The 26,742-nt window shown below is 44.7% G+C and carries 21 protein-coding genes; 9 read left to right on the forward strand and 12 right to left on the reverse strand.

What is annotated here, in order from left to right; all coding sequences use genetic code 11:
* Positions 1-5: 5 nt before the first annotated feature.
* From ONT08_RS08335 to ONT08_RS08350, 4 genes are all read right to left on the reverse strand, one after another.
* A complete protein-coding gene (locus ONT08_RS08335; RefSeq protein WP_119236707.1) occupies positions 6-563 on the reverse strand; it encodes a hypothetical protein in 558 nt (185 codons plus the stop codon).
* A 561-nt stretch (positions 564-1,124) separates the two neighbouring features.
* A complete protein-coding gene (locus ONT08_RS08340; protein ID WP_264959688.1) occupies positions 1,125-6,134 on the reverse strand; it encodes a RecQ family ATP-dependent DNA helicase in 5,010 nt (1,669 codons plus the stop codon).
* Positions 6,135-6,270: 136 nt separating this feature from the next.
* The gene (locus ONT08_RS08345) at positions 6,271-6,828 is read right to left on the reverse strand and encodes a hypothetical protein (protein ID WP_264959689.1); all 558 of its coding nucleotides are present in this window, start codon (positions 6,826-6,828) and stop codon (positions 6,271-6,273) included.
* Positions 6,829-6,921: 93 nt separating this feature from the next.
* Complete coding sequence (locus tag ONT08_RS08350; protein ID WP_264959690.1) at positions 6,922-7,695, reverse strand: winged helix-turn-helix domain-containing protein; 774 nt, start codon at positions 7,693-7,695, stop codon at positions 6,922-6,924.
* Between the two features lie 204 nt (positions 7,696-7,899).
* Between ONT08_RS08350 and ONT08_RS08355 the strand changes: the two genes are divergently transcribed.
* Positions 7,900-9,996, forward strand: coding sequence for a hypothetical protein (locus ONT08_RS08355; RefSeq protein ID WP_264959691.1), 2,097 nt, complete (start codon positions 7,900-7,902; stop codon positions 9,994-9,996).
* A gap of 44 nt (positions 9,997-10,040) precedes the next feature.
* Here the strand turns inward: ONT08_RS08355 and ONT08_RS08360 are convergent, their stop codons facing one another.
* Genes ONT08_RS08360 through ONT08_RS08370 form a run of 3 tightly spaced genes read right to left on the reverse strand, consistent with a single transcriptional unit; the run spans position 10,041 to position 12,662 of the window.
* Complete coding sequence (locus tag ONT08_RS08360) at positions 10,041-10,979, reverse strand: DMT family transporter (protein ID WP_264959692.1); 939 nt, start codon at positions 10,977-10,979, stop codon at positions 10,041-10,043.
* A 48-nt stretch (positions 10,980-11,027) separates the two neighbouring features.
* The gene (locus ONT08_RS08365) at positions 11,028-11,849 is read right to left on the reverse strand and encodes a bifunctional hydroxymethylpyrimidine kinase/phosphomethylpyrimidine kinase (RefSeq protein WP_118139971.1); all 822 of its coding nucleotides are present in this window, start codon (positions 11,847-11,849) and stop codon (positions 11,028-11,030) included.
* A 45-nt stretch (positions 11,850-11,894) separates the two neighbouring features.
* Positions 11,895-12,662 (reverse strand): radical SAM protein, encoded by a 768-nt coding sequence (locus tag ONT08_RS08370; protein WP_264959693.1) that lies wholly within the window; start codon positions 12,660-12,662, stop codon positions 11,895-11,897.
* A 303-nt stretch (positions 12,663-12,965) separates the two neighbouring features.
* Here ONT08_RS08370 and ONT08_RS08375 point away from each other — a divergent pair, with 303 nt between their 5' ends.
* The 4 genes from ONT08_RS08375 to ONT08_RS08390 are packed head-to-tail and all read left to right on the forward strand — an operon-like array spanning position 12,966 to position 18,359.
* Entirely contained in the window at positions 12,966-13,445 is a 480-nt protein-coding gene (locus tag ONT08_RS08375; protein WP_264959694.1) for a sigma-70 family RNA polymerase sigma factor, read from the forward strand.
* A 17-nt stretch (positions 13,446-13,462) separates the two neighbouring features.
* A complete protein-coding gene (locus ONT08_RS08380) occupies positions 13,463-14,149 on the forward strand; it encodes a DUF4974 domain-containing protein (RefSeq protein WP_254977101.1) in 687 nt (228 codons plus the stop codon).
* A 17-nt stretch (positions 14,150-14,166) separates the two neighbouring features.
* On the forward strand, positions 14,167-16,782 hold the full coding sequence (locus tag ONT08_RS08385) for an outer membrane beta-barrel protein (protein ID WP_264959695.1): 2,616 nt from the start codon (positions 14,167-14,169) through the stop codon (positions 16,780-16,782).
* 14 nt (positions 16,783-16,796) lie between these two features.
* The gene (locus ONT08_RS08390) at positions 16,797-18,359 is read left to right on the forward strand and encodes a hypothetical protein (protein ID WP_264959696.1); all 1,563 of its coding nucleotides are present in this window, start codon (positions 16,797-16,799) and stop codon (positions 18,357-18,359) included.
* Between the two features lie 92 nt (positions 18,360-18,451).
* Here the strand turns inward: ONT08_RS08390 and ONT08_RS08395 are convergent, their stop codons facing one another.
* The 4 genes from ONT08_RS08395 to ONT08_RS08410 form a co-directional block, all read right to left on the reverse strand.
* Positions 18,452-18,781 carry a helix-turn-helix domain-containing protein gene (locus tag ONT08_RS08395; RefSeq protein ID WP_254973256.1) on the reverse strand — a complete coding sequence of 110 codons (330 nt, stop codon included), beginning with the start codon at positions 18,779-18,781 and terminating at the stop codon, positions 18,452-18,454.
* Positions 18,765-19,061: a nucleotidyltransferase family protein gene (locus ONT08_RS08400; RefSeq protein ID WP_254973254.1), complete on the reverse strand. Its 297-nt coding sequence runs from the start codon at positions 19,059-19,061 to the stop codon at positions 18,765-18,767. Before ONT08_RS08400 ends, ONT08_RS08395 begins: the two co-directional genes overlap by 17 nt.
* A 508-nt stretch (positions 19,062-19,569) precedes the next feature.
* Positions 19,570-19,938: a HepT-like ribonuclease domain-containing protein gene (locus ONT08_RS08405; RefSeq protein WP_117692480.1), complete on the reverse strand. Its 369-nt coding sequence runs from the start codon at positions 19,936-19,938 to the stop codon at positions 19,570-19,572.
* Positions 19,931-20,224 (reverse strand): nucleotidyltransferase family protein, encoded by a 294-nt coding sequence (locus tag ONT08_RS08410; RefSeq protein ID WP_089544535.1) that lies wholly within the window; start codon positions 20,222-20,224, stop codon positions 19,931-19,933. The genes ONT08_RS08405 and ONT08_RS08410 overlap by 8 nt, the downstream gene beginning before the upstream one ends.
* A 219-nt stretch (positions 20,225-20,443) precedes the next feature.
* Here ONT08_RS08410 and ONT08_RS08415 point away from each other — a divergent pair, with 219 nt between their 5' ends.
* The 4 genes from ONT08_RS08415 to ONT08_RS08430 all read left to right on the forward strand — a co-directional run bounded on the left by ONT08_RS08415 (position 20,444) and on the right by ONT08_RS08430 (position 25,418).
* A complete protein-coding gene (locus ONT08_RS08415) occupies positions 20,444-20,935 on the forward strand; it encodes an RNA polymerase sigma factor (protein WP_228112337.1) in 492 nt (163 codons plus the stop codon).
* A 25-nt stretch (positions 20,936-20,960) separates the two neighbouring features.
* Positions 20,961-21,725: a DUF4974 domain-containing protein gene (locus ONT08_RS08420; RefSeq protein ID WP_264959697.1), complete on the forward strand. Its 765-nt coding sequence runs from the start codon at positions 20,961-20,963 to the stop codon at positions 21,723-21,725.
* Between the two features lies 1 nt (position 21,726).
* Complete coding sequence (locus ONT08_RS08425; RefSeq protein WP_264959698.1) at positions 21,727-24,297, forward strand: outer membrane beta-barrel family protein; 2,571 nt, start codon at positions 21,727-21,729, stop codon at positions 24,295-24,297.
* 92 nt (positions 24,298-24,389) lie between these two features.
* Positions 24,390-25,418: an alpha/beta hydrolase gene (locus tag ONT08_RS08430; protein WP_264959699.1), complete on the forward strand. Its 1,029-nt coding sequence runs from the start codon at positions 24,390-24,392 to the stop codon at positions 25,416-25,418.
* A gap of 1 nt (position 25,419) precedes the next feature.
* On the opposite strand, the gene ONT08_RS08435 is transcribed toward ONT08_RS08430, so the two are convergent.
* Positions 25,420-26,730 (reverse strand): NAD(P)/FAD-dependent oxidoreductase, encoded by a 1,311-nt coding sequence (locus ONT08_RS08435; RefSeq protein ID WP_264959700.1) that lies wholly within the window; start codon positions 26,728-26,730, stop codon positions 25,420-25,422.
* Positions 26,731-26,742: the final 12 nt, after the last annotated feature.

Genomic DNA, 26,742 nt, shown 5'->3' on the forward strand with positions numbered 1-26,742 from the left:
TCATTTTATCCATCAATCCAAATGCTTAAAACTTTTGATAGTTTGAACTCTGACAGTTGTGCTATGATGCAACGGCGCAAGAATTTGAATACTCCGTTATAACATTCCATTATTATCTTGCCATCCAAACTCAAAATGGCATAAGTATTATAGATTGGTACTTCGTAGTTCCAACTGCCATTTACACGATGGTAGTCATTATCGCTTCCCATTTGATAAGTTTGGAAGCTTTTCTTGCTTAGTAAAGCTAAGCGAGATGAAGTGTCAGGAATACTATTTAGTTCTTCCAACACATCAGGCGCATCATAGTTGTCGCCATCTTGGTAACGTAATTGATAGAACTTCTCCAAGAAAGGGATGAACTCTTTGTCTAACAACTTTTCGTCAAGTGTGTAAACATAATAATCCTCTGTTTCTTGGCGAATGTAAATGTCTTCAAGGTGATACTCTTTTTCTATCTCCTTGAAAATGTCTTCGAGTGGCATCTCGTCAAGATGCTTCGATATTTCTTTCTTTCCAATGGCTGTTTTTATCTTCAGCCCGATAGCTAAATAACATCCCATGATTATATTTTTTTATGTTGTGTTAATGAGGTAAAGTTGTTACCTTGTCATATGGCAATTCCTTTCCTTGTTATATTATGATTAAACCATATTTATCAATCTTAATATATGTGCTGCAAAAATACGAGTTTTCTTTCTAATCACCAAATTTTTATAATAAAAGAATGCTAAAAGCGGTCTAATATCTTTTTTAAAAATAAGCGTTTGATGTTTTTTGCTTTCACGCCCATGTTAACACTTTGTGGCATAGAGGTTTGAGGGTGAAAGGAGAATAATGAATAGAGAAAATGGTTGTTACGTGGAGGAGGATGATTGATAATGATGAGTGGGAGTAGTTGGCAGGTAAAGAAGGACGGAGAATACTCTTTTCTTATCGGTTAACTCAGGTAATCTATATAGCTGACTAGAGTCATCCATATAGTGTCTTTTGCTCCTGTTGGAAATATCAGCTCCTCCTATGAGTACTGTCATATTTTCTGCTTATAAACTGCTTTCACCCTAAACTTGTTGATAGGCAGCTGTTTAAAAGAACAGTGAAAGCAAAAAGAGTACTAAATCCTGTTACCCCATAGATCTTATTTTTTTCATCACCAAATCTGCGAGCATGATGGCAGATTCCTTCTCATCCCTCGGTGCATCCTTTGACTTCCATGCCACGATGAAGCGGATTCGGGCAGCGGTTACCTTGTAGCCTTTCAACTCCCATTTGCCTAGTTTCTCTTTCATCTTGATGGAGAGCTGGGCTATGTCTCTGCCTGTTGATGGGAGACAGAGGCAATGGTCGTAGTAGGTTAGCGGCATACCGCTTCTCAGGCAAAGGATAGCCTCCTTGTGAGGCTTGGAGAAGCCCAGGTTTACATCCTTGTGTGAGAGCTGAAGCACTATTTCGTTGGGCTCATCGTAGGCTTGGGCATCATAGAGATGCTGGGCACTTTTCAGAGTGTCGAAGAGATTGCCGTTGGTGTGGATGGCAAGCGTACGCTTGGCACGGGTCATACCCACATAGTATCGGCGCAGTATGTCATCAGTAGGATGCTCGGGATGGGTAATGAGCATCAGTACATGGTCGAACTCATGACCTTTTGCCTTGTGGATGGTGCTGACCACGATGTCTGATTTCGAGATGTCACAGAAGTCTTCTACGGATGATTCGAACACGAACTCCCTCAGGTCGCTGTAGTACTTGGCACGATTGGTCTGCTCAAATATCTGTAGGCTGCGGCGCAGGTATGGCAATGCCTGGCTGGTGGCATACTTTTGGAATGTCTGCTGCTTAGCTGCTTCCCAAATATCATCAGGGATGATAGGGGATTTCGTCTCCTTGATGCCTTGGTCTATCTTCTTCAAGAAATATCTTACCTCTGCCAGATTCCAGAAGCGCAAGCCGTCCATTGATTGCACCAGCTTGGCCTTGATGCCATGGCTGTGAAGAAGAGCCAGCATGATGACAGCCTCCTCATTGGTCTGCGTGAGGATACTGATAGTTTCGTTCTTCTTGCGGGAAGAAGCATCGGCTTTTTTTGAAGCGTTACTTCTTAGTAATCGCGTAACATCTTCAAGAATAGGCTGATACATATAAACCTTTTTCTTCTGAATCTCGTATGGATGCTTCACGATTCTTACCTCTCCATCTTCTTGACTCATGGAGATGATAGGGGTAGATTTGATTCGTTGGCGGATGTTACGGGCGAAGTCGTTGGCAGCATCCACAATATGGCGAAGGCTGCGGTAATTCTCGGTCATCTCAATGAAACGGCTGTGCTCTGTCTGGGTCAGTTCATAGAGATACTGTGAGTTGGAACCCCTAAACTCATAGATGTTCTGGTCATCATCGCCTACGGCTATCACCCTCATCTCTTCGTTGGCTTTCATCAGAGCAGAGACAAGGGCATAGTCATCCTTGCTCATGTCTTGCGCTTCGTCGATAACGAGTACGGTCTTGCTGATGCGATTGGGCTCCACTTCTCCATTGTTGATCATTTCGGCAGCTTGCTTAACCACATCTCCAGCCTCATCCAGATTGCCAACCCTGCCCAGCAGGTCGAAGCAGTAGGAATGGAAGGTCTTGATCTCTACGAAATGGGCGGCATTGCCGATGAGTTGCATCAGTCGCTGCTTGAATTCGGTAGCGGCTGCACGAGAGAAAGTAAGCATCAGAAGTTGTTCGTGCTTTACATCTTCCAGCAGCAGGAGAGAGGCAAGCTTATGTACGAGCACACGTGTCTTGCCGCTGCCAGGACCGGCAGCGACTACGATGCAGCGAGACTCATGGTCGTCGATGATTTCCTTCTGTCGCTTGGAGAGCATTCCGAAGAGTTGCTTATACTTCGAAGGTGTTACGTTGCGCTCTATCTCAGTCTCCCGGCTGCCCTTGAAGTACTTTGAGATGAAGCAATGGTAGTCCATCTGGAAGTAATCCTGCACATATTGCAGGGCGGCGTTGTAATCCCTTACCATCAGGTTGGCATATTCGCCCACGATGTGAATCTGCTGAATCTTCTGCTTGTAGAACTCATTGAGCATGCGATAATCCTCCTGCTTATAGCGCAGTCGGGGTTCCTTGATACGCTTAATCGCCATCGCATTGTAGAGTACCAGGAATCCTCCTTCCAGCTTCATGGCTCCTATCTTGGAGAGATAGAGCAAGGCTTCCTCCACGTCTTCCAACTGTAGGGAAGAGAAGTCGGAAAAGAGTGACTGGTTGCTGGATTTCAGATCGTTCAGAAGTTCGACTACCGAGAATTGAAGAGGCTTCTCTTTTGAATCTACAGAAGAGCTATTGTTGCTCTCTTCTGTTATAGTTTTACTGTTTTCTTCAGCCAGGCTGTATAGTCTTTCGATGATGAATCGGCAAACCTCAATTCGTCTTTCGAATCGCTTGATGATGGTCTCTATATCCTTGTCTCTTGTTACGATGAGATTGCGGACGCCGTCTTCCTTCTTGTGCGCATAGCCCTTCACTGCCAGGAAGTATAGCAGTGTGCGGATTTTCTTTTCGGTTGAAGTGTTGATGCCGTCGTGTACGGCATTATCATTGAGTTGTTTGTATGTGATATGCAGCGATTCATCCGGGATATGTTCCAGAATGTATCTTTCCAGTTTGGCAAAGTTCTCCAGCATCTGCTGAGGCTTGCGTTGCTTGTCGCTGATGTCTTGCAGATAGGCTGATATGTCACGGGTGTCGGCAAGGATGCCTTCCTGTCGCATTCGGTCAACGGAGGAGATGACGTCTCGCTTGCTGAGTCCTAGGATGTCGGCGAGGTAATCGATGCGGGATTCTGCCTCGCTATCCTGTGCCTTGGCTATATGCTTCTGGGTGATGAGCGACTTGATGATGCGGATGGCATTCTTCATCTCATCTTCCGAGAACAGAGGTGATTCGGTGAGGCGAAGTCTTGCCTCGTCCATGTTCTTGACAGTGATACCTGTGGCATAGACGTGCGGAATATTGTTGCCACGCTCTATGTATCCGCTCTGTTCTAGAGCAGAAAGGGCGGTGCGAACACGGGTTTCTATGTCGGATACCGAGTCATCCCAACCGGCTTGGCGGGCTATCTCCAGTGCCGAACAACTTACATGTGGACGCTGCTTGGTAAAATCCTTAACGGCTTTCCATACCTGTTGTATCTCGCTGATGCTCAGCTTGGTTTGGTTGAGCAGGATGAAGTGCTTGTCCAAGTCCTCGTCGCTATAGAGTACATAGCATTTGGCATTGAGGTGTGGGTCTCTTCCTGCACGTCCTGCCTCCTGTACATAGTTCTCCAGAGAGTCGGAGATGTCGTAGTGGATAACCAGCCCAACATCGCTCTTATCTACTCCCATGCCGAAGGCGGAGGTGGCAACGATGATTCTAACCTTATCGTTCATGAAGGCATCCTGATTGTGTATCTTCTCATCGGCATCCATCTTGCCATTATAGGGCAGGGCGGAAATTCCGTCACGGGTCAGCTTTTGGGCGAGTTCCCGGGTTCGCTTGGTGCGGGATACGTAGATGATGGTAGGGCAATCTGCCTGTTCCACCAGCGAGCGCAGGAGATTGTATTTGTTGCCGTCACTATCTACGTGGATAACGGAATAGTGCAGGTTGGTACGTGAGGCTGATGAGGCGAAGAGCTGGAGGTCGGTGCCCAGCCAATGCTTGAAATAGTCGCAGATGTCTTGCACCACCTTCTGTTTTGCAGTGGCTGTGAAGCAAGATACGGGTATCAGGGTTTGACCATGATTACGGGCCATTGCATCCTTGCCAAACTTGCGTTCCTGGTATTCCTTGATAAACTTGCCGATGTATAGGTAATCTACACGGAAGTCTTGTCCCCATGCAGAGAAGCAGTGAGCTTCATCAATGACGAATCTCACCACATGCCGTGCCATCAGGATGCGCTCGATGGTTTTGGAGCGCAACATCTCTGGTGCAATATATAATAAGGTGGCATCTCCGCTCTGCACTCGTTCGATGGCTAGGGAGCGGGAGATAGGGTCTAGGAGACCGTTGATGGTTACGGCATCGGTGAAGCCACGGTCTGCGAGGTTATCTACCTGGTCTTTCATCAATGATTGCAAGGGCGAGATAACCACGGTGAGTCCATGTATGGTTCTGCCATCCATCAGGGCTGGCAACTGGAAGGTGAGCGACTTGCCGCCACCCGTAGGAAATATCGCCAATAATGACTTGCCATCTACTGCTGCCTGCGATGCCTGTTCCTGCAGCGGTTCGCCGTCATAGGTACGGAAGGCATCATAGCCGAAGAGTTGTTTCAGGTTGTGATGAATGTCGAGCATGCGGTTGCAATACTCGCAGCCATCGGTGCATTGAGTATGGCAGAGCATATAGATGATATGTTCTACTTCGGGATAATGGAAGAGTACCCAACCTGGGGTAACAGATTGGTAATCGTCTGTGCCTATGAGAGCCAAGGCGTATGCCAAGTCGCAAGGCGACTGGGCTGCAAGAGCCGGAATGTCGGCATGGGCGCAAATATGATTCTTGTATTCAGAAAGAATGAATTCAGAAACGTCTCTGATTGCATCATCCTTTTCGATGGCTCCCACATACATCAGGAATCCTTTGAATTCCTCTTCATTCTGGAGCAGCAAGGTGAAGATTTTCCTCTTCCTTTCTGATAATTGATTCCATGCAGCGATTTCATCCATCAACAGTTCCTTGGCTTTCTCGCAGTCATTGACTGGATTATTCATCTGCTCGCTCATCAGTTTGTCGTCCTTTACCAGATGATGGTAAGGGCGCTTGGGGAAGAGAAGCGGGGAGAGATAGAGGGTATCTATCAGTATGCCGTTGAGTTGGAGATAGCGGGCATCGTGATGAATGAGGTTATGACCGCAGATATAGTCAACCTTTCCTTCTTGCAGGAACTTGTTCAGTGCCGTCTGTGATGCTTGGTGAAAGGTAGCTCCATCATAACGCAATGCTCCGATGTCGTGTATTTTGTGGTCTTTCAGTCCCACTTCGGTATCCACGAAGGCAATGTTCCTGCTTCTGGCATCTTTCTTCTTGATGTCAGAGCTTACGGTGAGATTGTTCTTCCTTCCAAAGAAGCGACTGAATATTGACATAATCTTCGATGTTTATATTTACACCGCAAATGTACAATTATTATTTGATATATGCAAATAATCAAGTGCTTTTATCTTCTTTAAAAGCTGTTTTTATACAATTCCAAGAGGCTTGTGAGGATATCATCAAGGCAGATTAATATGCTCCTAAAACCTTCCAGTCGTCTATGAGTTTGAACAGTCGGGGCATGGCTGGCTTGTAACTGTCGGGATAGGTGAGGGAATAGACGAAGAGTATTCTGCCACTCTTGATGAATTTATCATAATGACTGTAGCCATCTACTCTTACTCCGTTTTCATAGACAGGACCGGAGAGGATGAATGCTTTATTCGATGCCTGCATCGTCCGCTCCGAATGAAGCTTCTGGGCTAGAGAATCGGCACAAGCCTGAAGGGTGTTGCTATAGTTGGGGGTAACGTAACTCTCTAGGATGATGTTGGCATGATTGGTGAATGAGAAGCGGGCATAGCCCTGATATCCCGATACCGAAGTATCCTCCTGCTGGAAGAAGCAAGGATACTTGACAACGTAGCCGAAGTCCGGATCATTGTATTCCTTCATGGGTGCCATCTCTACCTTGGTCTTGAAATCCGCCATCGGTGTATGCTGATCTTTCGTAACCTCATGATGATAGTTGATGATGAAGTTTATCATCATCAGCAAGACAACTGCTATCAAAAAAATCTTCTTCATATCTTTGCTCCTTTTGTATTTTAGCTGCAAAGGTATGAAGAAGATGGGAAAAAGCCAAATAACAAGTATGACATTTAGCTGACATTTCTGAACTTATCTGATTATCAGTCGGTAAGACTTGCCTCTTTCCGATTCAATCATGAGGTTGCTATTCTGCTCAATCACTGGTTTGATACGGCGAATCAAGGTATAGAGCGTTTCGCTGGCATCCGGTTTCTTTGGCCAAAGAGCATCACAAATCTCCTGTTTGGAGAGTTGATGATGCGTATTGTTGAAGAAGAGTTGCATCAGCTGGTACTGCATCGGAGTAAACTTGATGGCTTGTCCGCTTTCCTGATTGTAGAAGGAATCCTCGTCTTGAGAATAGCACATGGTGCCGAACATATCAGCCTCATGATTCCAGGGTTGTTTTCTGCGATGATAGTATAGCGATGCAATTGCCCAAATCATAGCCATGAGGGTAAGCGTCAAAGATGTCCGCTGGTTGCTCATACTCAAAACATCTGCCATCGAACAGTTGGCATAACTTTGGATAGAATGCTCGTTGAGGAGCATCTCTTTGCTGCTGAGCAGGTTGGCGCTATTTACCAGCTGGAAATTGTTCTTGCCTCTTCTTCTGTCTTCCATCACATAGCAGAGATTACTGGTCGACTTCAGCAGGTCGATGCTGAGATGTGAGCGGTAGCTCTGGATGGTATCAGGCGTAATCCATTGATATTTATTTTCCTGAAGAGTCAGAGCCAAAGCTTTGTTCATATCTTGTATAATGGCATACTGTGCCTTGCGGTAGTTACTCACGCTGGAGAATGCCGCAGATATCACAAGGATGGCAAAGATGAGGATGGAATGATATGCTTTCAGTTTCATATTATCTATTCTGTTTAAATGATATACTGTTTAAAGATTCAAATGCAAAAGTACAGAAATTCTATGAAAGATGGTATAAAACTAGATATAATATTCGTTAATTGATAAATGTCAGACTCATGTCAGCCATATTTTTCGCTTCGGTCTTCTCTTTTTGATACCTTTGCAGCAGAAAACAAGTTTTAGAAAAAGTATATGATGACAATGAAGAAAAGTAAATTGTTAACAGCTATGGTGATGCTGTGGGCATTGATCTCTTGTGTAGAAATACGTGCCCAGGAGATCCAGAAGGTATCGAATGATTCTATAGCCTTGCAAGAGGTTGTTGTGAAGGCGGCACGAGTAGTCAACAAGGAAGATGGCAAGTTGATATTCCCAAGCGATATTCAGAAGCAGCGTTCTTTTTCTGGTTTTTCGCTTTTGGGAAAGTTGGCTTTGCCTCATATCAGGGTTGATGAGGCTGGCCGTTCCATTTCTGCTACCGATAATAAAGGAGAAGTGCAGATTCGTATCAATGGCATTCTCGCCAATATGCATGACGTGCAGATGCTGGATGTAGCTTCTATTATGAGTGTAGATTATATCGACAGTCCTGGCGTAAGATATGGTAAGAATATTGCATACGTGATAGATATTCATACCCGCAGGGCTTCATCGGGTGGCAGTTTGGGCTTCAACTTGACCAATGCGCTAACTACCAAGCTCGGTTCAAACGATGTCTATGCATCTGTCAATAGGGGCAAGAGCCAATTGAATATTTTATATGAGCAGACTTATGTGGATAATAAGGCATCCGAATATAATGAGGATGCTCAGTATCTTCTACATGATGGTTCTGAGTATCAGATATCTCGAAAAATCATGAATGGGGCAACTCAAAATTATGGTAATACATTGCAGTTGAAGTATAATCTGGCTGATTCTGCATTATATGTATTCCAGACAACGCTTACCACGGATTTCTGCAATCAGCCTTATACATCGAATGAGATGTGGTTTTCTGAATCTGGAAAGCCTGCGTATCCTGTTTACAGAACCAGCAAGGGTAGGGATTTTACTCCTGCTCTCGATTTGTATTTCTATCATCAGCTGGGCAAGCATCAGTCTTTGTCGGCAGATGTTTTGGGTACTTATATCCACACCAAAGGAGCCTATTATGAAGGTGAGGGCGAACCCTATCAATATCAGGTAGATGGAAAGACTTATTCGCTCATAGCCGAGGCTATCTATGAAAACCGGTTGAAACCCTTTACTTTTTCTGCAGGAACCAACTTGAACTGGAAATATATGGATAATCAGTATTTGGGTGATATGGTTAGCGAGAATGGTATCCGTTCATTGGGTATCTATGGTTTTGCACAAATCAAGGGAAGTTTGGGACAATTCAAGGAAGGAACATCCCGTTTAACTTATGTGGCTGGCTTTGGGTTGAGTAATCAGTCTTATCGACAGGGAGATGAGGAATTTAGTTTTTGGCTTTGTCGTCCGAAACTCACATTGGCTTATTCCCTTTCTTCTTCGTTTCAGATCCGCTTGGGAAGTGAATTATCACAGCATATTTCGCAGATAGCTATGATTTCGGATACCCGTATTCGAAAGAACAGTATGGAATGGACTGTGGGTAATCCTTCGCTTAAGCCTAACAGTATATATGAGAACTGGGTGGTATTCTCTTTCAGTAAACCAAGGATAAATACTGATTTTACCTTGAATTATCGCATCAATCGTCATTGTAATTTGGCGAAATACACCCGCACGGAAAATGATCAGTTTCTTTATTCCCAGACGAATCAGCCCCATTGTAATATGTTGTATCTTACGAATGATACCCGGTTTGACATTATCCCCGACCACCTTATATTCTCTGTGAATGCAGGTATTTACCGTTTTTTCAATAAGGGCGATGAGTACAGTCATTGTTATACCGCTTATAATTATGGTGGAACATTACAGGGATATTGGGGAAAATGGACTGTGATGCTGTATGCTGATAACGGTTGGAATTTTATGGAGGGAGAGAACATCGGGCATAATCCTCCTTCATTGGCTGCCTCAGCCAGTTATCATATAGGTGATTTCGATTTTACGCTCTATATGCATAATCCGTTTATGGCTCATCCGAAATCCTATTCTGCAGAAATCGTCAACGCATTACTCCGCAAGCAGGTTCGTGGATATGACAATTCGGGAGGTAATTTGTTCCGTATCGGTGTTGCCTGGAATATCAATCGGGGAAAGGAATACCGTAAGATACAGCGGAATATCAACAATGAGGAGCGCGAAACGGGTATCTTGAAATAGGTGGCTTTGCTTTCTATATGGGTTGCATGGGCAACAGCCGGAATTTATTTCTTCCCTTTATTGATGATATAAATTCCGGCAGTAGCCAATGCGCCTGCTATCAGATACTTCCAGTAGAAGGTTTCGCCAAGACAGAGGCAGGAGGTGATGGCTCCTACTACGGGGATGAGCGAATTGTATATCGCTATCTTTCCTACGGGATTGCAGCTCAATAATTTGTTGTAGAGAGCGAAACTGCTGGTTGAGATGGCAATGAGCAGCAGAAGGATGGTGATGCCCCAGAGGCTGATGACTGGCAGATAGCCACCCATTAACAATGCAGGAATCACCAGCAAGGCTCCACCGATACTCAGCGAATAACCGGTTCCTACGAAAACATCCACTCTCTTGCTCAATCCTCGGGTCAGCAGGGAAGCACTGGCTCCACACAGGGCGTTGAGGATAATCATACCATCGCCCAGGAAAATGAAACTACCGCTTTCCTTTCCGCCAAGGTTCAAGGCTAGGATGCCTAGGAATCCGATGATGCAGCCCAATGCCTTTCGCCACGTCATCCTGTCGCTCTTGAAGAAGATGCAGGCAAGGATAACCACCGTGAAGACGCTCATCGAATTGAGTATCGCCGAACGTGCTCCTGCATTATGCGAGAGTCCGAAATAGAAGAAGGCATAATGAAGGGTGGTGTTGAGGAGTGCATAGAGGAGAAGGAACCAGACATTCTCTTGAACAGCTTTCTTCTTGAATCCGAATTTACGATGCGAGCTTCTGGCGATGGCAAGGATGATGATGCCGGAGATGAAGAAGCGGATGCCGGCAAAAAGCATCTTGCTTCCGGTCATGTCTGCTGTAATCTGATATTCCTCCATTCCCATTTTTATCAATGGGTAAGCCCATCCCCACGAGATAGCAGCCGTAAGGGCGAACAGGCTTACCCATACCGGGCGCTGAAATATACTGAGTGTATTTGTTTCTTTCTTTTCCATTATAACTTAATTGGTATTCCCTTGCTTCTGTGTTTGCTAAATGGCAATCTACAAGTCCCCAAGATGTCTTTCTATCGGAATACCGCGGTTCTTGTCCTTGTCATCCTTGTTGATGTCTATCCAGTTGCGCAGGGTATCCATGGCGATGCGGGTGGCATGGCGGAGATGATCGCCATCCTTCAGTCTGCCCACGATGATGCTGGAGAAGATGTCGCCGGTGCCCGGGAACTGAACAGGGATTTCTTCGTAGGGCAGGAGGAAATACTCTTCTGTAAGATGATTGAAGCCTACCACGGCATGCTGACCCTCTACGATGCACGAGGTGATGAGCACGGAGTGGGAACCGATGGCTCTCAGTTTATCTACCAGCTCATAGGCTGCTTCTTCTGAGATTCCCTCTTCCTTGTATTCCGAATCCGTCAGCAGGCAAGCCTCGGTATAGTTGGGAAAACAGAGATGCGATACGCTCAGCATCTCCTTCATGCATCTCACGGTACTCTCACTGGCTCCACCATAGAGCTTGCCGTAATCGCCCATCACGGGATCCACATAGATGTCGGTGCCCAGCGCAGCCTGTTCTCTGCAATAACGTGCCACCAGCTTCGCCTGACGCTCCGAAGCCATGAAACCCGTTGTGATGGCATCGAAGTGAATGCCCAGTTCGTTCCACTTCTGCAAGGCTTCCTCGATATACGAAGTGCATTCCAGAATGGCGTACTTGCCGTATGGGAAGGTGTTGCTGATGAGCATGGTGGGCAGATTGAATACATCGAGTCCCATATAAGAGAGGATAGGCATCTGAACTGCGGCAGATACCTTTCCGTAGCCACACATATCGCTGATAATGAGGATATTACTTTTCGCTTTCATTCTTTCTTATTTCTACTTGCTTTTCTTTCTTATCCTGATTATCTCTTAATAGCTGGCTGTACACTTGATGCCCAGTGCCTCTACACGACCCTTGATGGCATCGAGTACTTCCTTTGGCGCCTTTTCCAGCAACTTGTCTGGTGTTTCGCGGGCGATGGTATAAACCATTACCTGCTGAGGCTGGATGTCTTTCACTGCCTCCAGCCAAGGAGCTACGAAGTGCTCGCTGGTGTTGTCCAAACCGTCGCCTCTCAGGAACATGGTCTGGATGATGACGTGCCCCTTGAACATCTTCAGATATTTAATCACATCCTTCACGTCGTAGTTAGGCTGCTGAGGGCGGTCCAACTTCTTGATGTAATCCATATCCACGGTATCCAGTTTCAGGATGTTGTTATCCACGAGCATCAGCGCCTCTCTCACTTCCTCCTTATATATATAGGTGGCGTTGCTGAGTACGGATACCTGTACTCCCGGGAAATATTTCTTGCAGAGTTCCATCGTATCTTCCACGATTCCCTTGAAGTCTGGGTGTCCCGTTGGTTCACCGTTTCCTGCGAAGGTGATGTCGTCCAAAGGCAGGTTGTTGTCGTGGCGCTCTTTCAGAACCTTCTCCAATCCTTCTCTTACCTCCTCGCGGGTAGGGCGCTTCTTCTTAGGACGGAAGTCGGCGTTGAATCCGCATTCGCAATAAACGCAGTCGAATGAGCAGACCTTGCCATCAGATGGCATGAGGTTGATGCCCAGTGAAACTCCCAGACGGCGAGAGTTTACCGGACCGAATATCGGTGATGGATAAATAATCGTTGACATAATCTTATTCTCCTTTATCTAATCTATTCTTTATTTTATCTTGGTAATACCTATTTTTATACCAATCTTATTTACTTGTTCGTAATTTGGTGGGCAAAAGTACTAAAAAATGTTGGAATGAACAAATAAATCAACTGAAAATCGATTTATCCTTACCATTTGTCTTCTATCTCCGATAGATTGTGTACTTTTGCATTCCAATCTGGGGAGAATCTTGGTGATTTCGATTCGGATTTAAAGGAAAAAACAAAAAAGTTGATGTTTTGCTTAGTTTTTCGCTTGGCTCAACTGTATAGATAGTATATGAACAGAAAAAAGGACATAGAACAATTATTCCGTCAGCATTACGCGAAGATGTACAATCTGGCCAGATGCATTCTTTCAGATGATGACGAGAGCAAGGATGTGGTGAGCGAAGTATTCGCCCAGATTCTTGCCGATGATGTGGTTCTGGTGCCTGGGAGAGAGGAAGGTTACTTGATGCGGAGCGTACGCAACCGCTGTCTCAACCTGATAGCTCATAAGAGTGTGAAGGAAAGGGTGGCGAAGCTGCTGCTGGATGATTCCGACGTGATTCTCTCGGAAGAGACCGACGAGCGACTCGACCGGCTTATGCTTCTCATCGAAGACCTGGAACCGCCTATCCGGCAACTCATTTTCCGTCTGCGCTATCTTCAGGAGAAATCTTATCAGGAGGTGGCTGATGAAGTGGGAGTGAGCAAGGTGACGGTATTCAATCATCTCTCGAAGGCGATGGACTGGATTAAGAAACAATTTAAATGAGCAAGACAATGACAAACATGAGTAAAGAAGAAAAGCGGATGATGCTCTTTGACATGCAGGAGCATCCCGAGAAATATACCGACGAGCAGGTGGAGCGCCTGCTTGCCGATGAGGAAGTGAAGGAGTTCTTCCATGAACTGGCGATGGCGAGAATGGCTGGCAAGAAAGCCAATCCGAAGAATGTGGATGTGGATGAGGCTTGGAAGGAGTTTGTTCAGGCACATCACGAGGATAAGATGGCGATAGATGCCGGCAAATCCAAAGGCGCTTATCGCAACCGGGTGAAGATTGCTGCATCCATCGTCGGCATCATCTTCCTTTCGGGTGTAGCCTTGGCTGCGATTCACAATGGCTGGTTGGGATTCCCGGCTTCTGATCAGACAGCGGATAACAAGGCTGCGACAGAACAGTTGGCAACAACCCAGGCGCTGTCGAATGACAGTCTTCGTGCTGCAACAGCAGAGAGTAAGGATTCGCTTGATATGAAACCCGTGGTGTTTGATGATGCTGAATTGGGAACCATTCTGGCTCAGCTGTCCGGTTTCTATCATGTCAAGGTGGAATATGTGGATGCCGGTGCCCAGCACATCCGCCTCTTCTTCAACTGGAACAAGACGAAGACTTTGGAGCAGAACCTGGAGATTTTGAATGCTTTCGACCGCATACAGATAGAGTATATTGACGGTACATTGTTGGTGAAATAAGATAGGAGGATATATTTATGAGAGATTTTTGGAAACCAATGCCCGTTAACGGCAAGCTTATCAGAGAGCTTCTTCTTCTCTTCCTGTTGCTTTTGGTTCAGCAGTCTTATGCCCAGCGCATCACCCGACAATATAATAATATGTCGTTCTCTGCGGCGTTGAAGGATTTGAACGCCCGCCAGCATAAGTACACCATCAACTTCGTGTATGATGAACTGGAGGATTTCAGGGTAACCAAGAGCATCAGGAACCAAAGCGTTCCCGATGCCATCATGCAGCTGATTGGATTCTATCCCATCAGGATGACGCAGGTGGAGGATAATATCATGGTGGAGTGTACGCAGAAGACTCCCACCAAGATGATAGGTCGCATTGTGGATGTACATCATTGCCCTATAGATTTCGCCAATGTAGCCCTGCTGAATGTTCGTGACTCTTCATTGATTAATGGCGGTGTGACAAATGAGAACGGCCAGTTTGTGATTCCCTGCGAAGCCACAAAGGCGATAGTAAGAGTAAGTTGCGTGGGCTATATTACGGCAAGCAATACCTTTAATATAGGTAAGATAGGGACAATAACTCTGAAAGAGGCAACAATGAACCTGCAGAAAATTGTAGTGAAAGGACATCGACAGCCTTTCAGAATGACTTCTGAAGGATTGGTGGCTCAGGTAGAAGGAACCTCCTTGGAGAAAATGGGCTCGGCAGAAGATGTATTGAAACATCTTCCGAGAGTGATGCTGAAGAATGGTGATATAGAAGTCTTGGGAAAAGGTAAACCTTTGATTTATATCGATAACAAGAAAATCAAGGGAACCATTGATCTCGATAGATTGAGTTCTTCTGACATCAAACATGTAGAGGTGATAACCGAGCCGGGTGCTGAATACGATGCAACCTATCAGTCTGTCATCAGAATCAAGACGACAAGAAAAAAGGGAGAAGGTTTGGGATTGACTTATCGGCAGTCCTATCAGCGCAATCATCAGGACAATCATCGTGAAGTACTCGATTTGAATTATCGCTATCGGGGATTGGATATCTTCTCCAATTTGTATGGTGGTTTGTCTCAGGGCTATCAGGATCAGCATAATGATAACAGACTCTACGGCAAGACGCTCATGAGTATCGACGAAGACTTGATTATCAAAAACAAGAGTTACTATACCAGTGGAAGTCTTGGTTTTAATTATGTTTTTAATGATAAGCATTCTGTGGGTGCCACTTACGAGGTGAACATCAATCCTTATAGTTGGGGTGGATGGAATTCGCTGATGGATGTCTGGAAGAATGGCTCCAAGACAGAAAGCTATACAAATGATATGTATTGTCGTTTCAAAAGCCGACCTACGCAGGATATTACGGCTTATTATGCCGGACAGATAGGAAAGGTGAGCATAGAATGGAATGGGGAAATATATCTTCGTAAAACAGGACAGACTCAATATTCTGAAGAAACAGGAATTGAGGGCGGAGATTCTCGCACGATAGAATCTGATTTCACAGCTGATAGTTGGATGCATGCATCTAAGCTGGTACTGAGCTTTCCGGTATGGAAAGGTACCCTGAAGATTGGTAATGAGTTTACCGAAAGTTGCCGTGCCAATCTTTATACTATAGATGAACAGGGAACTGACTTGCCAGGCAAGACGGACGACCAGGTGAAGGAAAGTAATCTTGCAGCCTTTGTTTCTTATGGATTGAGACTAGACAAGGTAGAACTGAATGCTGGCCTCAGATACGAACATGTTTCTTCCAATTACTATAATACAGGTGGTGATTATTGGAGCGAGGAGAATAAGGATTATTTCGTACCCGACCAGAGTCGTAAGTACGACCATTTCTTTCCGAATGTGTCCTTGACCTTTCCTGTCGGGACTGTGAAAATGAATATGGTTTATAAGGTGACGGTGAGTCGTCCTTCCTATAGTCAGTTAAGTAGTAACGTGCAATATAATAGTCGCTATTATTATCAGGGTGGAAACCCATTGCTCAAGTCAACCTTCGAACATGGCATAGGAATTAATCTGGGATATAAATGGTTCCAGTTTTTTGCCAACTGGCGTTATCTTGTAGATCCTTGCTATCAGGTGATAGAACCGTATCATGACAATGAGTTAATCAGTATGTACACCTTTCGTAATTTGAATCATTCTCAGGTTTGTTACGTGGGACTGACGGCATCGCCGACGATAGGATGGTGGCATCCTACGTTGGACGCTGGTATTAGAAAGCAGTTTCTGACCATTGGTGGTAAGGCATACAGCAAGCCGATATTCATCGGCTCTTTCAATAATGCGTTTTCACTACTATGCGGTTGGACGCTTAATCTTGATATGAGTTGGAACACGCAGGGCCATTCTTCGCTTCCGCTTTATATGGCACAAGGAGGAGTGGACGTCTCTTTGCGTAGAAGTTTTCTTCACGACCGCCTGAATGTCATTTTGGCGGGCAATGACCTTTTTGCGACGATGCGCAATTCCACAAGATTGGTATATGGTACCAGCGATATCTATACCAGAAAATATACCGATACCCGAATGATTATGTGTTCATTCAGCTATAAGTTTAATGTTAGTAGAAGCAAGTATAAGGGTACGGGTGCCGGTAATTCAGAAAAGAACAGATTATAAAAAACAGAAAGTATATGAAGCGTTGTTTATGGATGATATTCATGGTGGTTGGCATCTGGATGCTAACTGGCTGTAGTAGTGATGATGATAAGTTGGACAGCCTTCCTTGGAATGACAAGGAACTGTTCAACCAGTCATTTGTTTTAAATCAGGACGGGTATTGCATCTTAGACGGAAAGGCTCCTGTCTGTGATATAGATAGGAATGTTCTGAATTCGTGGCTTGTAAGTTATGGCTGGCAACCTGTCGGCATCTATCAGGTGAAGGAAAACGGTAAACTTGCGAAAACTGATTATCGTGAAGGCATCAAGGATTATAGTCCGAAGGTCTATGAATTCTTATCTGAGAATCAGTTGATGACTTATTATCGTGATGAGGATACACGTACATTCTGTTTCAAGAAGCAGGATTGGTCGTATGATGATGCGACGGGCATTGTCATCAAAACAAATAAGGCAGGTAAGGTAGATGATTATATGCAAATCCTGGATGTGAAGTTTCTTGAAGATGAAGCTTACCTGTATGTGATGGAGAAGATTGGTTCGGTGACAGTAGCTGACAATCAGGAAAAAGCCATTTATGGTTTGGTGGTATTTCAGCGTTTATCTTCATTAGAACTGATTGATGTGCAGAATACTTATACTATTGATAAGAGTGATGAAGAAGACAAGCCAAATGAAACTGAAAAAGTACCGGATGATTGCCGTTATTATATTCGGTGTGTATATGCCAATTCTAAGGATGCCCATGGAATGGGTGATGGACATAGTAAATTTCAGTCATTCAGACTTTTGAGTTTTGATTTGACAGATTATCTGAACAATAACTCATCAGCTAACCCTTATTATCATTATTATGATTCCATTGTATGGTCATGTAAGGGAATGCCAGATAGGGTAGTGAGTCTCAGAAATGAGAACAATTGTTATGCTGTGTCAATCAACCTTAGCACTTATCTTTTTCAGATCAGCCGTAATACTTCTATGACGGAGGAAGATAGAACATTGATTGTTGCTGATGGCTATAAGGGTGGACGTGTGGTTTATTCTTCCGGCATCTATCTCAATATCTATAATAATGGTTTCATGGGTTACGATTTCGGTTCTTCTGACTTGCTGAATCCATCTAATGAAGACTATGATTTGTATTGCATCTTCGACCGGAGCAAGCGGTTCCGGATAGTCTCTCCTCGTTATTCTCCTGAGTTTCCGGAAAAGCCATATTCGGAATTGGAATACATTGTATCAGGGGTACTGTTGGATTCTGAGGAACCGGAAAGCATGAAGAAGCATGAGGCTGTACTGTCTGAGGAGAAAAGAATGTTGGTTGATCTGATGGATATGTATTATGGTCAGTATGGCAAGGGTGTTGTGGTAGATGATTCGAACAGAGAGAAGTACCGCAACCGTTTCAAGGCTTTGCCATCCGATGCAGACCTTGTGATGTATTGGAAGGGCTATACGCCTGCACAATGGAACTCTGATTATGAGGGATGTTTAGTTGCTTTAATCTTGAAAAAGAATAAGGAAAATCCCTTGAAGAGTTACTATTGTATCCATGCAGAGCCGATTAAATAGATTTCCCTCTCAATACAACAATGAATATATGACAATCGGTCAAGCGAAGGCAAAACCATGTTGGTTTGCTCTTTGCTTGACCGATTAAAAAATCACACACATATTTCTAAATCCTGATGAACTACATTTAATATCGGAGCTTGGAGAGCATCCTCAATAGATACAAGAGTGTCTATTGTAAAATTATGTGTTCCCCGCATCCATTTGCTTATTTCCGCTTCCCGTTTTCCGAGTAGAAGGGCTAGGTCTTTCTGCTTCATCCCTTTAGAAACCAGAATGTCATGTATCCTATCTACGATTTGGAAAGACAAATCTATAGACCTGCGAATCTCTGGATTAACATGTTTGCGGCGTTCTTCTAAAATCTTACTTCTTCTGAGCATGTGCTCTAAGCGGTTTTTATCTCTACTTCGTTCTCTCATAAACTAAGATTTTATCACGTTCTACTGATTCCTGTGCAAAAGGGAGTAAGGTTCCTTCTGATACCAAATCAACTTTTCTACCTAAGAGTTCTTCCAAATCACTCCACATGCCGAAGAATTTTAAACCAATAGGTTTGCTCTTGTCCAAAGAAACCATAATATCGACATCGCTATCCTTCGTTTCTTCCCCTCTGGAGAAAGAACCGAACAGCCAGGCTTTCAGTACGGGTTGGGTGCTGAAATAATGGCGTAAAGCTTCTATGATGGCTTGTTTACCCATAATATAATGATGTTGTTTCTTGGTGCAAAGATACACTTTTTATTCGAAAGAGCAAGCTTTTTTCTAGTTTATTATTACCTTTGCATAGGTTTTTCGAAAATAATCTATGTTTTGCTTAGTTTTTCGCTTGGCTCAACTGTATAGATAATTAGAAACAGAAAAAAGAAAAACTGATGTATATGAAAAAAACTTTTTCGTGTGCGTATAAGCTCGATGTTAAATCAAAAAAGAATCTGATATGAAACCTTATAGATACCCCCAAAAATTACGTCCCGATGTAGACTTTACCACATTGCGACGTAATCTTTCCTACATCACGACACAGATATTCCTGCGTCGCCATGTAATTTCAAGGACATCGGGAGAGATTACACGGATTCTTTATGAGATTATAATCGCTTCATGTAGCTTTTTCCAGAAAGAAACTCTCTTAAAACAATGAATATATGACAATCGGTCAAGCGAAGGCAAAACCATGTTGGTTTGCTCTTTGCTTGGCCGATGTTTCTTATAATTCTTCTATCATCTTATTAATTGTTTCTAACATTCCAGGGAGTTTGTTTTTGACTACATCAAAGACAATAGATTCATCTATGTCAAAGTAGTGATGAGCTATAATGTCACGGATTCCCATAGCTCCTTTCCAATCTACTTCTGGGTAGTTAGGAAGAAGTTGCTTCCGCGTCATTTTATCAATCCCCTTGATGCTTTCTCCTATTGCAAGAAGCAACATACAGGTACTTTCGAGGCGTTCCATGCCAGCAGGAGAAAGTACATAATATTGTGAATCATCAATCGCTTGAGAATTATTGATGATTCTTTCAATAGTCGAAGCTATTCGTTTGAGTGAATAGTATAAGAGTTCTTCGTCATGCATAGATCCCATCTCTTTTAATTTGCTTCAAAAGCATCGGATTCATGTTATTGCGAAGTCGGACAATATCTACAGGCTTACCAAAGAGCTCTTGCAGTTCTTCCTTGATGTGAACCATTGTAAATAAGTCTGGCTTTTTCATTTCCACACAAACATCAACATCGCTGTCTTCGGTCTGTTCGTTTCTAGCCACAGATCCAAAGATTCCAATCTTTGTAATACCATAAGCATCAGCTTTGGTGCTCAGGTATTTGCGAAGTATGGTAATATAATCGTTTGTCGTTTTCATTATCTTTCTGTTTTTGCCACAAATATACGATTTTATTTTTTATGTTCCAAGTTTTTGCAGGGTTTTCTTGCAATAATAGTTCAAATTACTTGGTTTTATGGTGTTTTTTATTATCTTTGCATAGGTTTTTCGAAAAAAGTAGAAGATTTCTTCATTTTAGGGGTAATTGATTTCAGGAAAGCTTGTATATAAGAGTAAAAACAAGAAGAAAATGACGTGATGACAGAAGAAAATGAACAGCGGATGGAACGGCTGTTCCACGACCATTACGAGCAGATGTATCGCTTCGCCTTTGCCTTGCTTCATGATAATGAGGAGGCGAGGGATGTGGTGAGTGATGTGTTCTCCAGATTGTGGGATAAACAGCTGGTTCCAGACCGGGCTTACCTGATGCGGAGCGTGAAGAATGCCTGCATCAATCTTATAGCCAGAAAGAAGAGAGATGAACGACTGAAACGGCTTCTCCCTCTCTCGGAAGAGAAATTGACGGAGGAGGAACCTTCTCGTCTGGAAGAGCGATGGCAGGCTGCTGTGGATTGCATCGACCATGACCTGACCGACCAGACGGCTTCCGTCATCCGATTGTGTTATCGGGAAGGAATGTCGTATAAGGATACGGCGGAGGAGCTGGGCATCAGCGTCTCGGCAGTGAACAAGCATATCGTAAAAGGTTTGCGAACGCTCAGAGAAAAGTTGAAAGGAAAACAATAACCCTAAAATGAAGAAAGGAAAGAAAATGAAACATGAATTATCTGACATAAATCCTCAGAAGATGGATTCTCAGAAATGGGATATGCTCCTCGATTTCCTGGAGCATCCCGAAAAGTATTCCGAAACCCAGAAGGATGAACTTCTGGGCGATGAGGAAGTGAACGAACTCTATCAGCAGTTGGTAGAGACCCGACAGTCTCTGGATTTCGCCAAGTCGAAGGAAAAGATGAAGATGCCTTCGATTGATGCAGAATGGGAGAAACTGAAAGATGAGATGAAGCTGAAAGAAGAAAAGCAGCAGAAAGAAGAGATGAGTCAGAATGCAGAAACCCAGCAAACCGCCAAGTTGTTTCCTCTCTGGAGCCCGATGAGAAAGGTGGCTGCCGTTGCAGCCGTCCTTGTCGTCTCCGGCATCACCTTTGCTGCCATTCATCTGGTAACCCGTTCCCATCAGCCATCAGATAAGAACAATACCGAACTCGTGTCATCCCGAAAGGATTCTATCCAGCAGGTTTCTGCTCCTCAGAAATCCAACATAGAAGAAAAGGCAGATTCTGCAAGTCTTGCCCAGCTCCCATTGGTTTATGAAAACGCTGAGCTTCAGAATATCCTGACTCCTATTGCCGGGCATTTCCATCTCCAGGTAACTTATCAGAACGAGTCGGCTCGCCACATCCGTCTCTTCCTGCAACTGGAGAAGAACATGAGTCTGGATGATATCATCGAACTGATGAATCATTTCGAGAAAGTGAATATTCGTCATGAAGGTCAAACTTTAATTGTGGAATAAGATGAAAAGATTAAGATATATCATGCTGCTGGCAGGTCTGATGAGCCTTTCTCTTCAGACCATCTATGCCCAACGCATCACCCGCAGCTTCCGCAACACTTCTATGTCAGAAGCGCTCACCATCCTTGCCAAGAGCACCAAGGATTATCGTATCAACTTTATGTATGATGAACTGGAAGATTTCACGGTTACAACGAGTATCGTGAAGCGAACTGCTCCGGATGCCATCCGCCAGATTATGGGCTTCTATCCGATGAAGATGACGATAGATGGCGAAAACATCTTTGTGGAGTGTACGCAGAAGACTCCCACCAAGATGATAGGCCGTATCATAGACAATAAGAAACGCCCTGTAGATTTCGCCAATGTAGCCCTGCTGAATGTTCGTGACTCTTCATTGATTAATGGCGGTGTGACGAATGAGAACGGCCAGTTCGTGATTCCCTGTGGAGCGAGAAAGGCGATAGTAAGAGTAAGTTGTGTGGGCTATCATACCGCTGTCGATACTTATAATACTGGTAAGATAGGTTCTATTACTTTGAAGGAGGCAACGATGAACCTGCAGAAGGTGATAGTAAAGGCGGTTCGCCCAAAGACAAAACTGACTCGCGAGGGATTCCAGACCCAGGTGCAGGGTACAATACTGAGTGATGCAGGTATGGTTGCCGACTTGTTGAAGCAGGTTCCAAGAGTGCGTGTGGATAAGGATGGAAACTGTTCGGTATTTGGAAAAGGTACACCGGAGATTTATGTCAATGGCAGAAAGCTGACCGATAAAAATGAATTGCAAACCATATCTTCCAAGGATGTGAAGAACGTGACGGTTATCACGACTCCTGGTGCGCAGTATGATGCCCAGGTCAATTCGGTGATTCGTATTACTACGGTCAAGAAGCAAGGTAATGGATGGAGTGGTAATTTTCAGGCAAAATATGGTTTTGCCATGAAGAATGCCTGGCAAGAGCAGGCTAATCTCAATTACCGTGTGGGTGGACTGGATGTATTCGGTGGATTGAAGTGGTCAGATTACTATTCTTATGATAAGTTGGGATTGGATGAATATATCAATGGAAATCAGCATCAGATATATCAAAAATCTGCAGGGCGCATAGATGCTAGAAATTATGGACCTGATGCCAATCTGGGTTTCAATTATGAATTCAACGAAAATCATACCATCGGTCTGAAATATAAGTTTGGTTCTGGCTATACCAAGTATTTTACTGTTAGGCAGAACTATTCCATCTTTCAGGATGGAGTTCACCAGGGAGATGTAAATTATCTCAACGATGAGTCAGATTCCAAGCAGACTCCTTTTCATCAGGCTGACTTTTATTATGATGGTAAGATAGGCAAGTGGAGTATAGACCTGAATGCATCTGCTATGTGGCGGACGAAAGACCAGATACAGAAAGCCACAGAAACCAGTTCTGAGTTGGGCGACCAGATTGTATGTTCTGATAGCCATACCAAAGGAAAGTTGCTTGCTGGTAAATTGGTTGTTTCTTATCCTTTGACCGACCAGTTGAACATAGATTTTGGTTCGGAATACACAAATTCTGATAGTCATACCAACAACAAGAACGAGGGTGGTGTGGCTGCATCTAATGATTCCAGAATCAAGGAACAGAACATAGCCGCTTTTGCTGAGGCTGCATGGTCGTTGGGAGATTATTCTCTGAATGCCGGTGTGAGATATGAGCATGTGAAATCAGACTATTATGCCGAAGGAGTGCTCAACCCAGATATGAGCAGAAAGTATGATAATGTATTTCCTAATGTATCCTTGGGATATGACAAGGGCAAGTGGCATTCTTCATTGAGTTTCACGGCAAAGACCTATCGACCAAGTTACTTCCGTCTTTCCGGTTATACCCGATATACGAGTCGTCATTCCTATGAAAGCGGTAATCCTAACTTGCGACCAACGGATGCCTATCATCTGGAATGGGATGCGCAATATTCCTGGCTGAGTTTCTCTGCTGAATATATCTACAACAAGAATGCCTCGGTATATATGATGAAACCGTTTCAGGGCAATAAGGATATAGCCCTATCATATTACGAGAATGTTGATAAGATTCAGAACCTGAAGTTCTATCTTGAGGCTACTCCGGTGATAGGCTTATGGCATCTTGACTATACGGTAGGTCTGGTCAATCAGTTCTTTGATGCCAGCAAATACGTCAGCGACTATAATGCCAACCGTCCTTCTCTCTATCTGGATTTGGAGAATACCTGGGTATTGCCACATCATTGGAAGGCTCGATTGGAATACTCTTACCAGTCGCGTAATTATAGCGAATTGGGTGTCAACTATGCATGGAATTCCCTGGATGCGTCTATTTCCAAGTCGTTCCTGAACAACCGACTGGTTGTAAGATTGGAAGCAGAGGATTTGCTTCATGGTCAGAACGAGAGTTGGAAATATAATAATTCGTATGCGCACTTCACCAGAACCGGTATAGATAATACCCGCATGTTCTTGGTCAATGTAACTTATAACTTCAATGCCACCAAGAGCAAGTATAAGGGTACGGGTGCTGGTAATGCAGAAAAGAGCAGATTATAGCTTCAATTTAACAGGATTTTTTCCTCCGTTTCTTTGCCATTTCCATCTTTTTCCTTAAATTTGCAGCGGAAATTCTATAATAGATATTTGTAATGGCAATAAGAATGAAGATGAAACAGAAAAAGATGAGAAAGATAGGCATCGCTTCGGCTCTGGGCTTGGTGATGCTCGTGGTACTGGGCTTGTATGGCGCCAGCAACTATATGCTCAATTATTCGCTCAACTATCCGAAGGAGGAGAGAATGACGGCTGAGCATTGGAAGACTAGAATGAAGAACGAGTGCCCATGGATGATTGGCTGGATGGACTCTGTGTATCAGCACCATTGCGTGAAGGATACCTTTGTCGTGATGCCGTCGGGCTACAAGGCCCATGCCATCTATCTCTATGCACCGAATACTACGGAAAAGACTGCCGTGGTGGTGCATGGCTATAAAGTGCGCTCCGAGGGAATGCTGCACATCGCCTATCTCTATCATCACGATATGGGGTATAATGTGCTCCTGCCAGATCTGTATGGACACGGTGAGAGCGAGGGCGATCATATCCAGATGGGATGGAAGGACAGATGGGATGTGATCAGATGGTCGGAAATCGCCAATGAGATTTTTAAAGTGAAGAGTGAAGGACGAGGAGTGAAGAGTGAAGAACGAAGAGTGAAGAATACTCAGCAGGTGATTCACGGTATTTCGATGGGTGCGGCAACCACGATGGCAGTATCGGGAGAGAAGACTCCCGATTACGTGAAGTGCTTTGTGGAGGACTGCGGCTATACCAGCGTATGGGATGAGTTTTCCGCTCAGCTCAAAGACCAGTTTGGCCTGCCTGCCTTCCCGCTGATGAATACCACTTCAGCTCTTTGCCAGCATCGCTACGGCTGGTCGTTTGCCGAGGCGCAGCAGATAGAGCAGGTTCGCAAGAGCACCAAACCGATGCTCTTTATCCATGGCGATAAGGATGCCTTCGTGCCATACGCCATGCTTCATCCGCTTTATGAGGCAAAGACGAAAGGCAGAAAAGCCATCTTCATCGCCAAAGGTTCCGTTCATGCTATGGCATATCGCGACCATCACGAGGAATACACCCGCATCGTGAAAGATTTTGTTTCTAAAGAAGAATAGGCTATTCTCCTATATGTTGTCCCACCACATATCCCGTGGTCCAGGCTGCCTGAAGGTTGAAGCCGCCGGTGATGGCATCGATGTCGAGCACTTCGCCGGCAAAGAAGAGGTGAGGGCACACCTTGCTCTCCAGGGTATGCAGGTCGATGTTGCTGAGGCTGATGCCGCCGCAGGTAACAAACTCCTCCTTGAAGGCTCCCTTGCCGTTCACCTGATAGAGGTCGTTGGTGAGGGTTTCTATCAGCAGGTTGCAGCCCTTCTTTCCCATTTCGCTCCATTTCTTCTCGGGTGCATATCCCATCTTCTGAATCAGGAAGAGCCAGAGGCGGGATGGCAGATTATAGGGGCGTATGTTTGCCAGCTGCTTCTGTGGGTTGGCGATGATGATGCCCTGGATGTTCTCTTCCACCAGCGAGCGGTTGCTCTCGTGTACCCAGTTTACGGAAATCCTGATCTGATAATTGTTCTCGTGCAGATAGCGGGCTGCATGGGATGAGAGCTTCAGCACGGCAGGACCGCTCATGCCCCAATGGGTGATGAGGAGCGGCCCCTCTGCCTTCAGCTTGGTGCCCGGAATGCTGGTATATACAGGTTCTACCACCGTGCCCATCAGGTTCTTGAATGCCTTGTCGGCGATGTTGAAGGTGAAGAGCGATGGGATAGGGGGCTCTATTGCATGTCCCAGGTCTGAGAGATGCTTGAAGTTCTCTATTTTCGGATGACCGCCCGTGGTGATGGCTACCCGATGGAAGGCAATCTGCCTGATTTCGGAAAAGGGATGAGAGGCAGAAGATGCTTTCTGAAAAGAGGCAGAAGATGCACCCGATAGATTTCCCTTTTCTTTTGAAACCTTGAAATCCAGGAGCAGGCGCTCATCCTCCAGTTCGGTGATGGCGGTGAGCTGGTGGTTGCATTGTATCTTCACGCCCAGTCGCTTGGCGGTATTCACCAGACAGTCGATGATGCTGTGCGAATCCTGTGATTGCGGAAACACGCATTGGTCTTCCTGCGTAACCAGTGGCACGCCGTTCTCCTCAAACCAGTTGAAGGCATGCTGGTAGTCGAATCTCTTGAAGAGTCGCTTCATCAGTTTATGTCCTCGGGGGTACGCCTGTTTCAAGTCGGAAATCTCCTCAAAGGAATTGGTAAGATTACATCTTCCTCCTCCCGTGATTTCCACTTTGGCGAGAACCTTCGAATTCTTCTCGAATATAGTGATGTCGGCGTGAGGGAAGTTGCGCTTGGCCTCTATCGCCGCAAAGAATCCTGCGGCACCCCCACCAATGATTGCAATATGTAGTGATTGTGGCATATCGTATTTTTT

It is taken from the genome of Segatella copri (assembly GCF_026015465.1).
Classification (GTDB): Bacteria; Bacteroidota; Bacteroidia; order Bacteroidales; family Bacteroidaceae; genus Prevotella; species Prevotella copri_E.

Bases quoted from the DNA above. Each gene is read 5' to 3' on its own strand.
- ONT08_RS08410 (WP_089544535.1), bottom strand. From the start codon at position 20,224: ATGAAAACGACAAACGATTATATTACCATACTTCGCAAATACCTGAGC.
- ONT08_RS08430 (WP_264959699.1), top strand. From the start codon at position 24,390: ATGGCAATAAGAATGAAGATGAAACAGAAAAAGATGAGAAAGATAGGC.
- ONT08_RS08420 (WP_264959697.1), top strand. From the start codon at position 20,961: ATGAAACATGAATTATCTGACATAAATCCTCAGAAGATGGATTCTCAG.
- ONT08_RS08390 (WP_264959696.1), top strand. From the start codon at position 16,797: ATGAAGCGTTGTTTATGGATGATATTCATGGTGGTTGGCATCTGGATG.
- ONT08_RS08385 (WP_264959695.1), top strand. From the start codon at position 14,167: ATGAGAGATTTTTGGAAACCAATGCCCGTTAACGGCAAGCTTATCAGA.
- ONT08_RS08395 (WP_254973256.1), bottom strand. From the start codon at position 18,781: ATGAGAGAACGAAGTAGAGATAAAAACCGCTTAGAGCACATGCTCAGA.
- ONT08_RS08365 (WP_118139971.1), bottom strand. From the start codon at position 11,849: ATGAAAGCGAAAAGTAATATCCTCATTATCAGCGATATGTGTGGCTAC.
- ONT08_RS08335 (WP_119236707.1), bottom strand. From the start codon at position 563: ATGGGATGTTATTTAGCTATCGGGCTGAAGATAAAAACAGCCATTGGA.
- ONT08_RS08360 (WP_264959692.1), bottom strand. From the start codon at position 10,979: ATGGAAAAGAAAGAAACAAATACACTCAGTATATTTCAGCGCCCGGTA.
- ONT08_RS08345 (WP_264959689.1), bottom strand. From the start codon at position 6,828: ATGAAGAAGATTTTTTTGATAGCAGTTGTCTTGCTGATGATGATAAAC.
- ONT08_RS08350 (WP_264959690.1), bottom strand. From the start codon at position 7,695: ATGAAACTGAAAGCATATCATTCCATCCTCATCTTTGCCATCCTTGTG.
- ONT08_RS08435 (WP_264959700.1), bottom strand. From the start codon at position 26,730: ATGCCACAATCACTACATATTGCAATCATTGGTGGGGGTGCCGCAGGA.
- ONT08_RS08355 (WP_264959691.1), top strand. From the start codon at position 7,900: ATGAAGAAAAGTAAATTGTTAACAGCTATGGTGATGCTGTGGGCATTG.
- ONT08_RS08370 (WP_264959693.1), bottom strand. From the start codon at position 12,662: ATGTCAACGATTATTTATCCATCACCGATATTCGGTCCGGTAAACTCT.
- ONT08_RS08375 (WP_264959694.1), top strand. From the start codon at position 12,966: ATGAACAGAAAAAAGGACATAGAACAATTATTCCGTCAGCATTACGCG.
- ONT08_RS08380 (WP_254977101.1), top strand. From the start codon at position 13,463: ATGAGTAAAGAAGAAAAGCGGATGATGCTCTTTGACATGCAGGAGCAT.
- ONT08_RS08415 (WP_228112337.1), top strand. From the start codon at position 20,444: ATGACAGAAGAAAATGAACAGCGGATGGAACGGCTGTTCCACGACCAT.
- ONT08_RS08405 (WP_117692480.1), bottom strand. From the start codon at position 19,938: ATGCATGACGAAGAACTCTTATACTATTCACTCAAACGAATAGCTTCG.
- ONT08_RS08340 (WP_264959688.1), bottom strand. From the start codon at position 6,134: ATGTCAATATTCAGTCGCTTCTTTGGAAGGAAGAACAATCTCACCGTA.
- ONT08_RS08400 (WP_254973254.1), bottom strand. From the start codon at position 19,061: ATGGGTAAACAAGCCATCATAGAAGCTTTACGCCATTATTTCAGCACC.
- ONT08_RS08425 (WP_264959698.1), top strand. From the start codon at position 21,727: ATGAAAAGATTAAGATATATCATGCTGCTGGCAGGTCTGATGAGCCTT.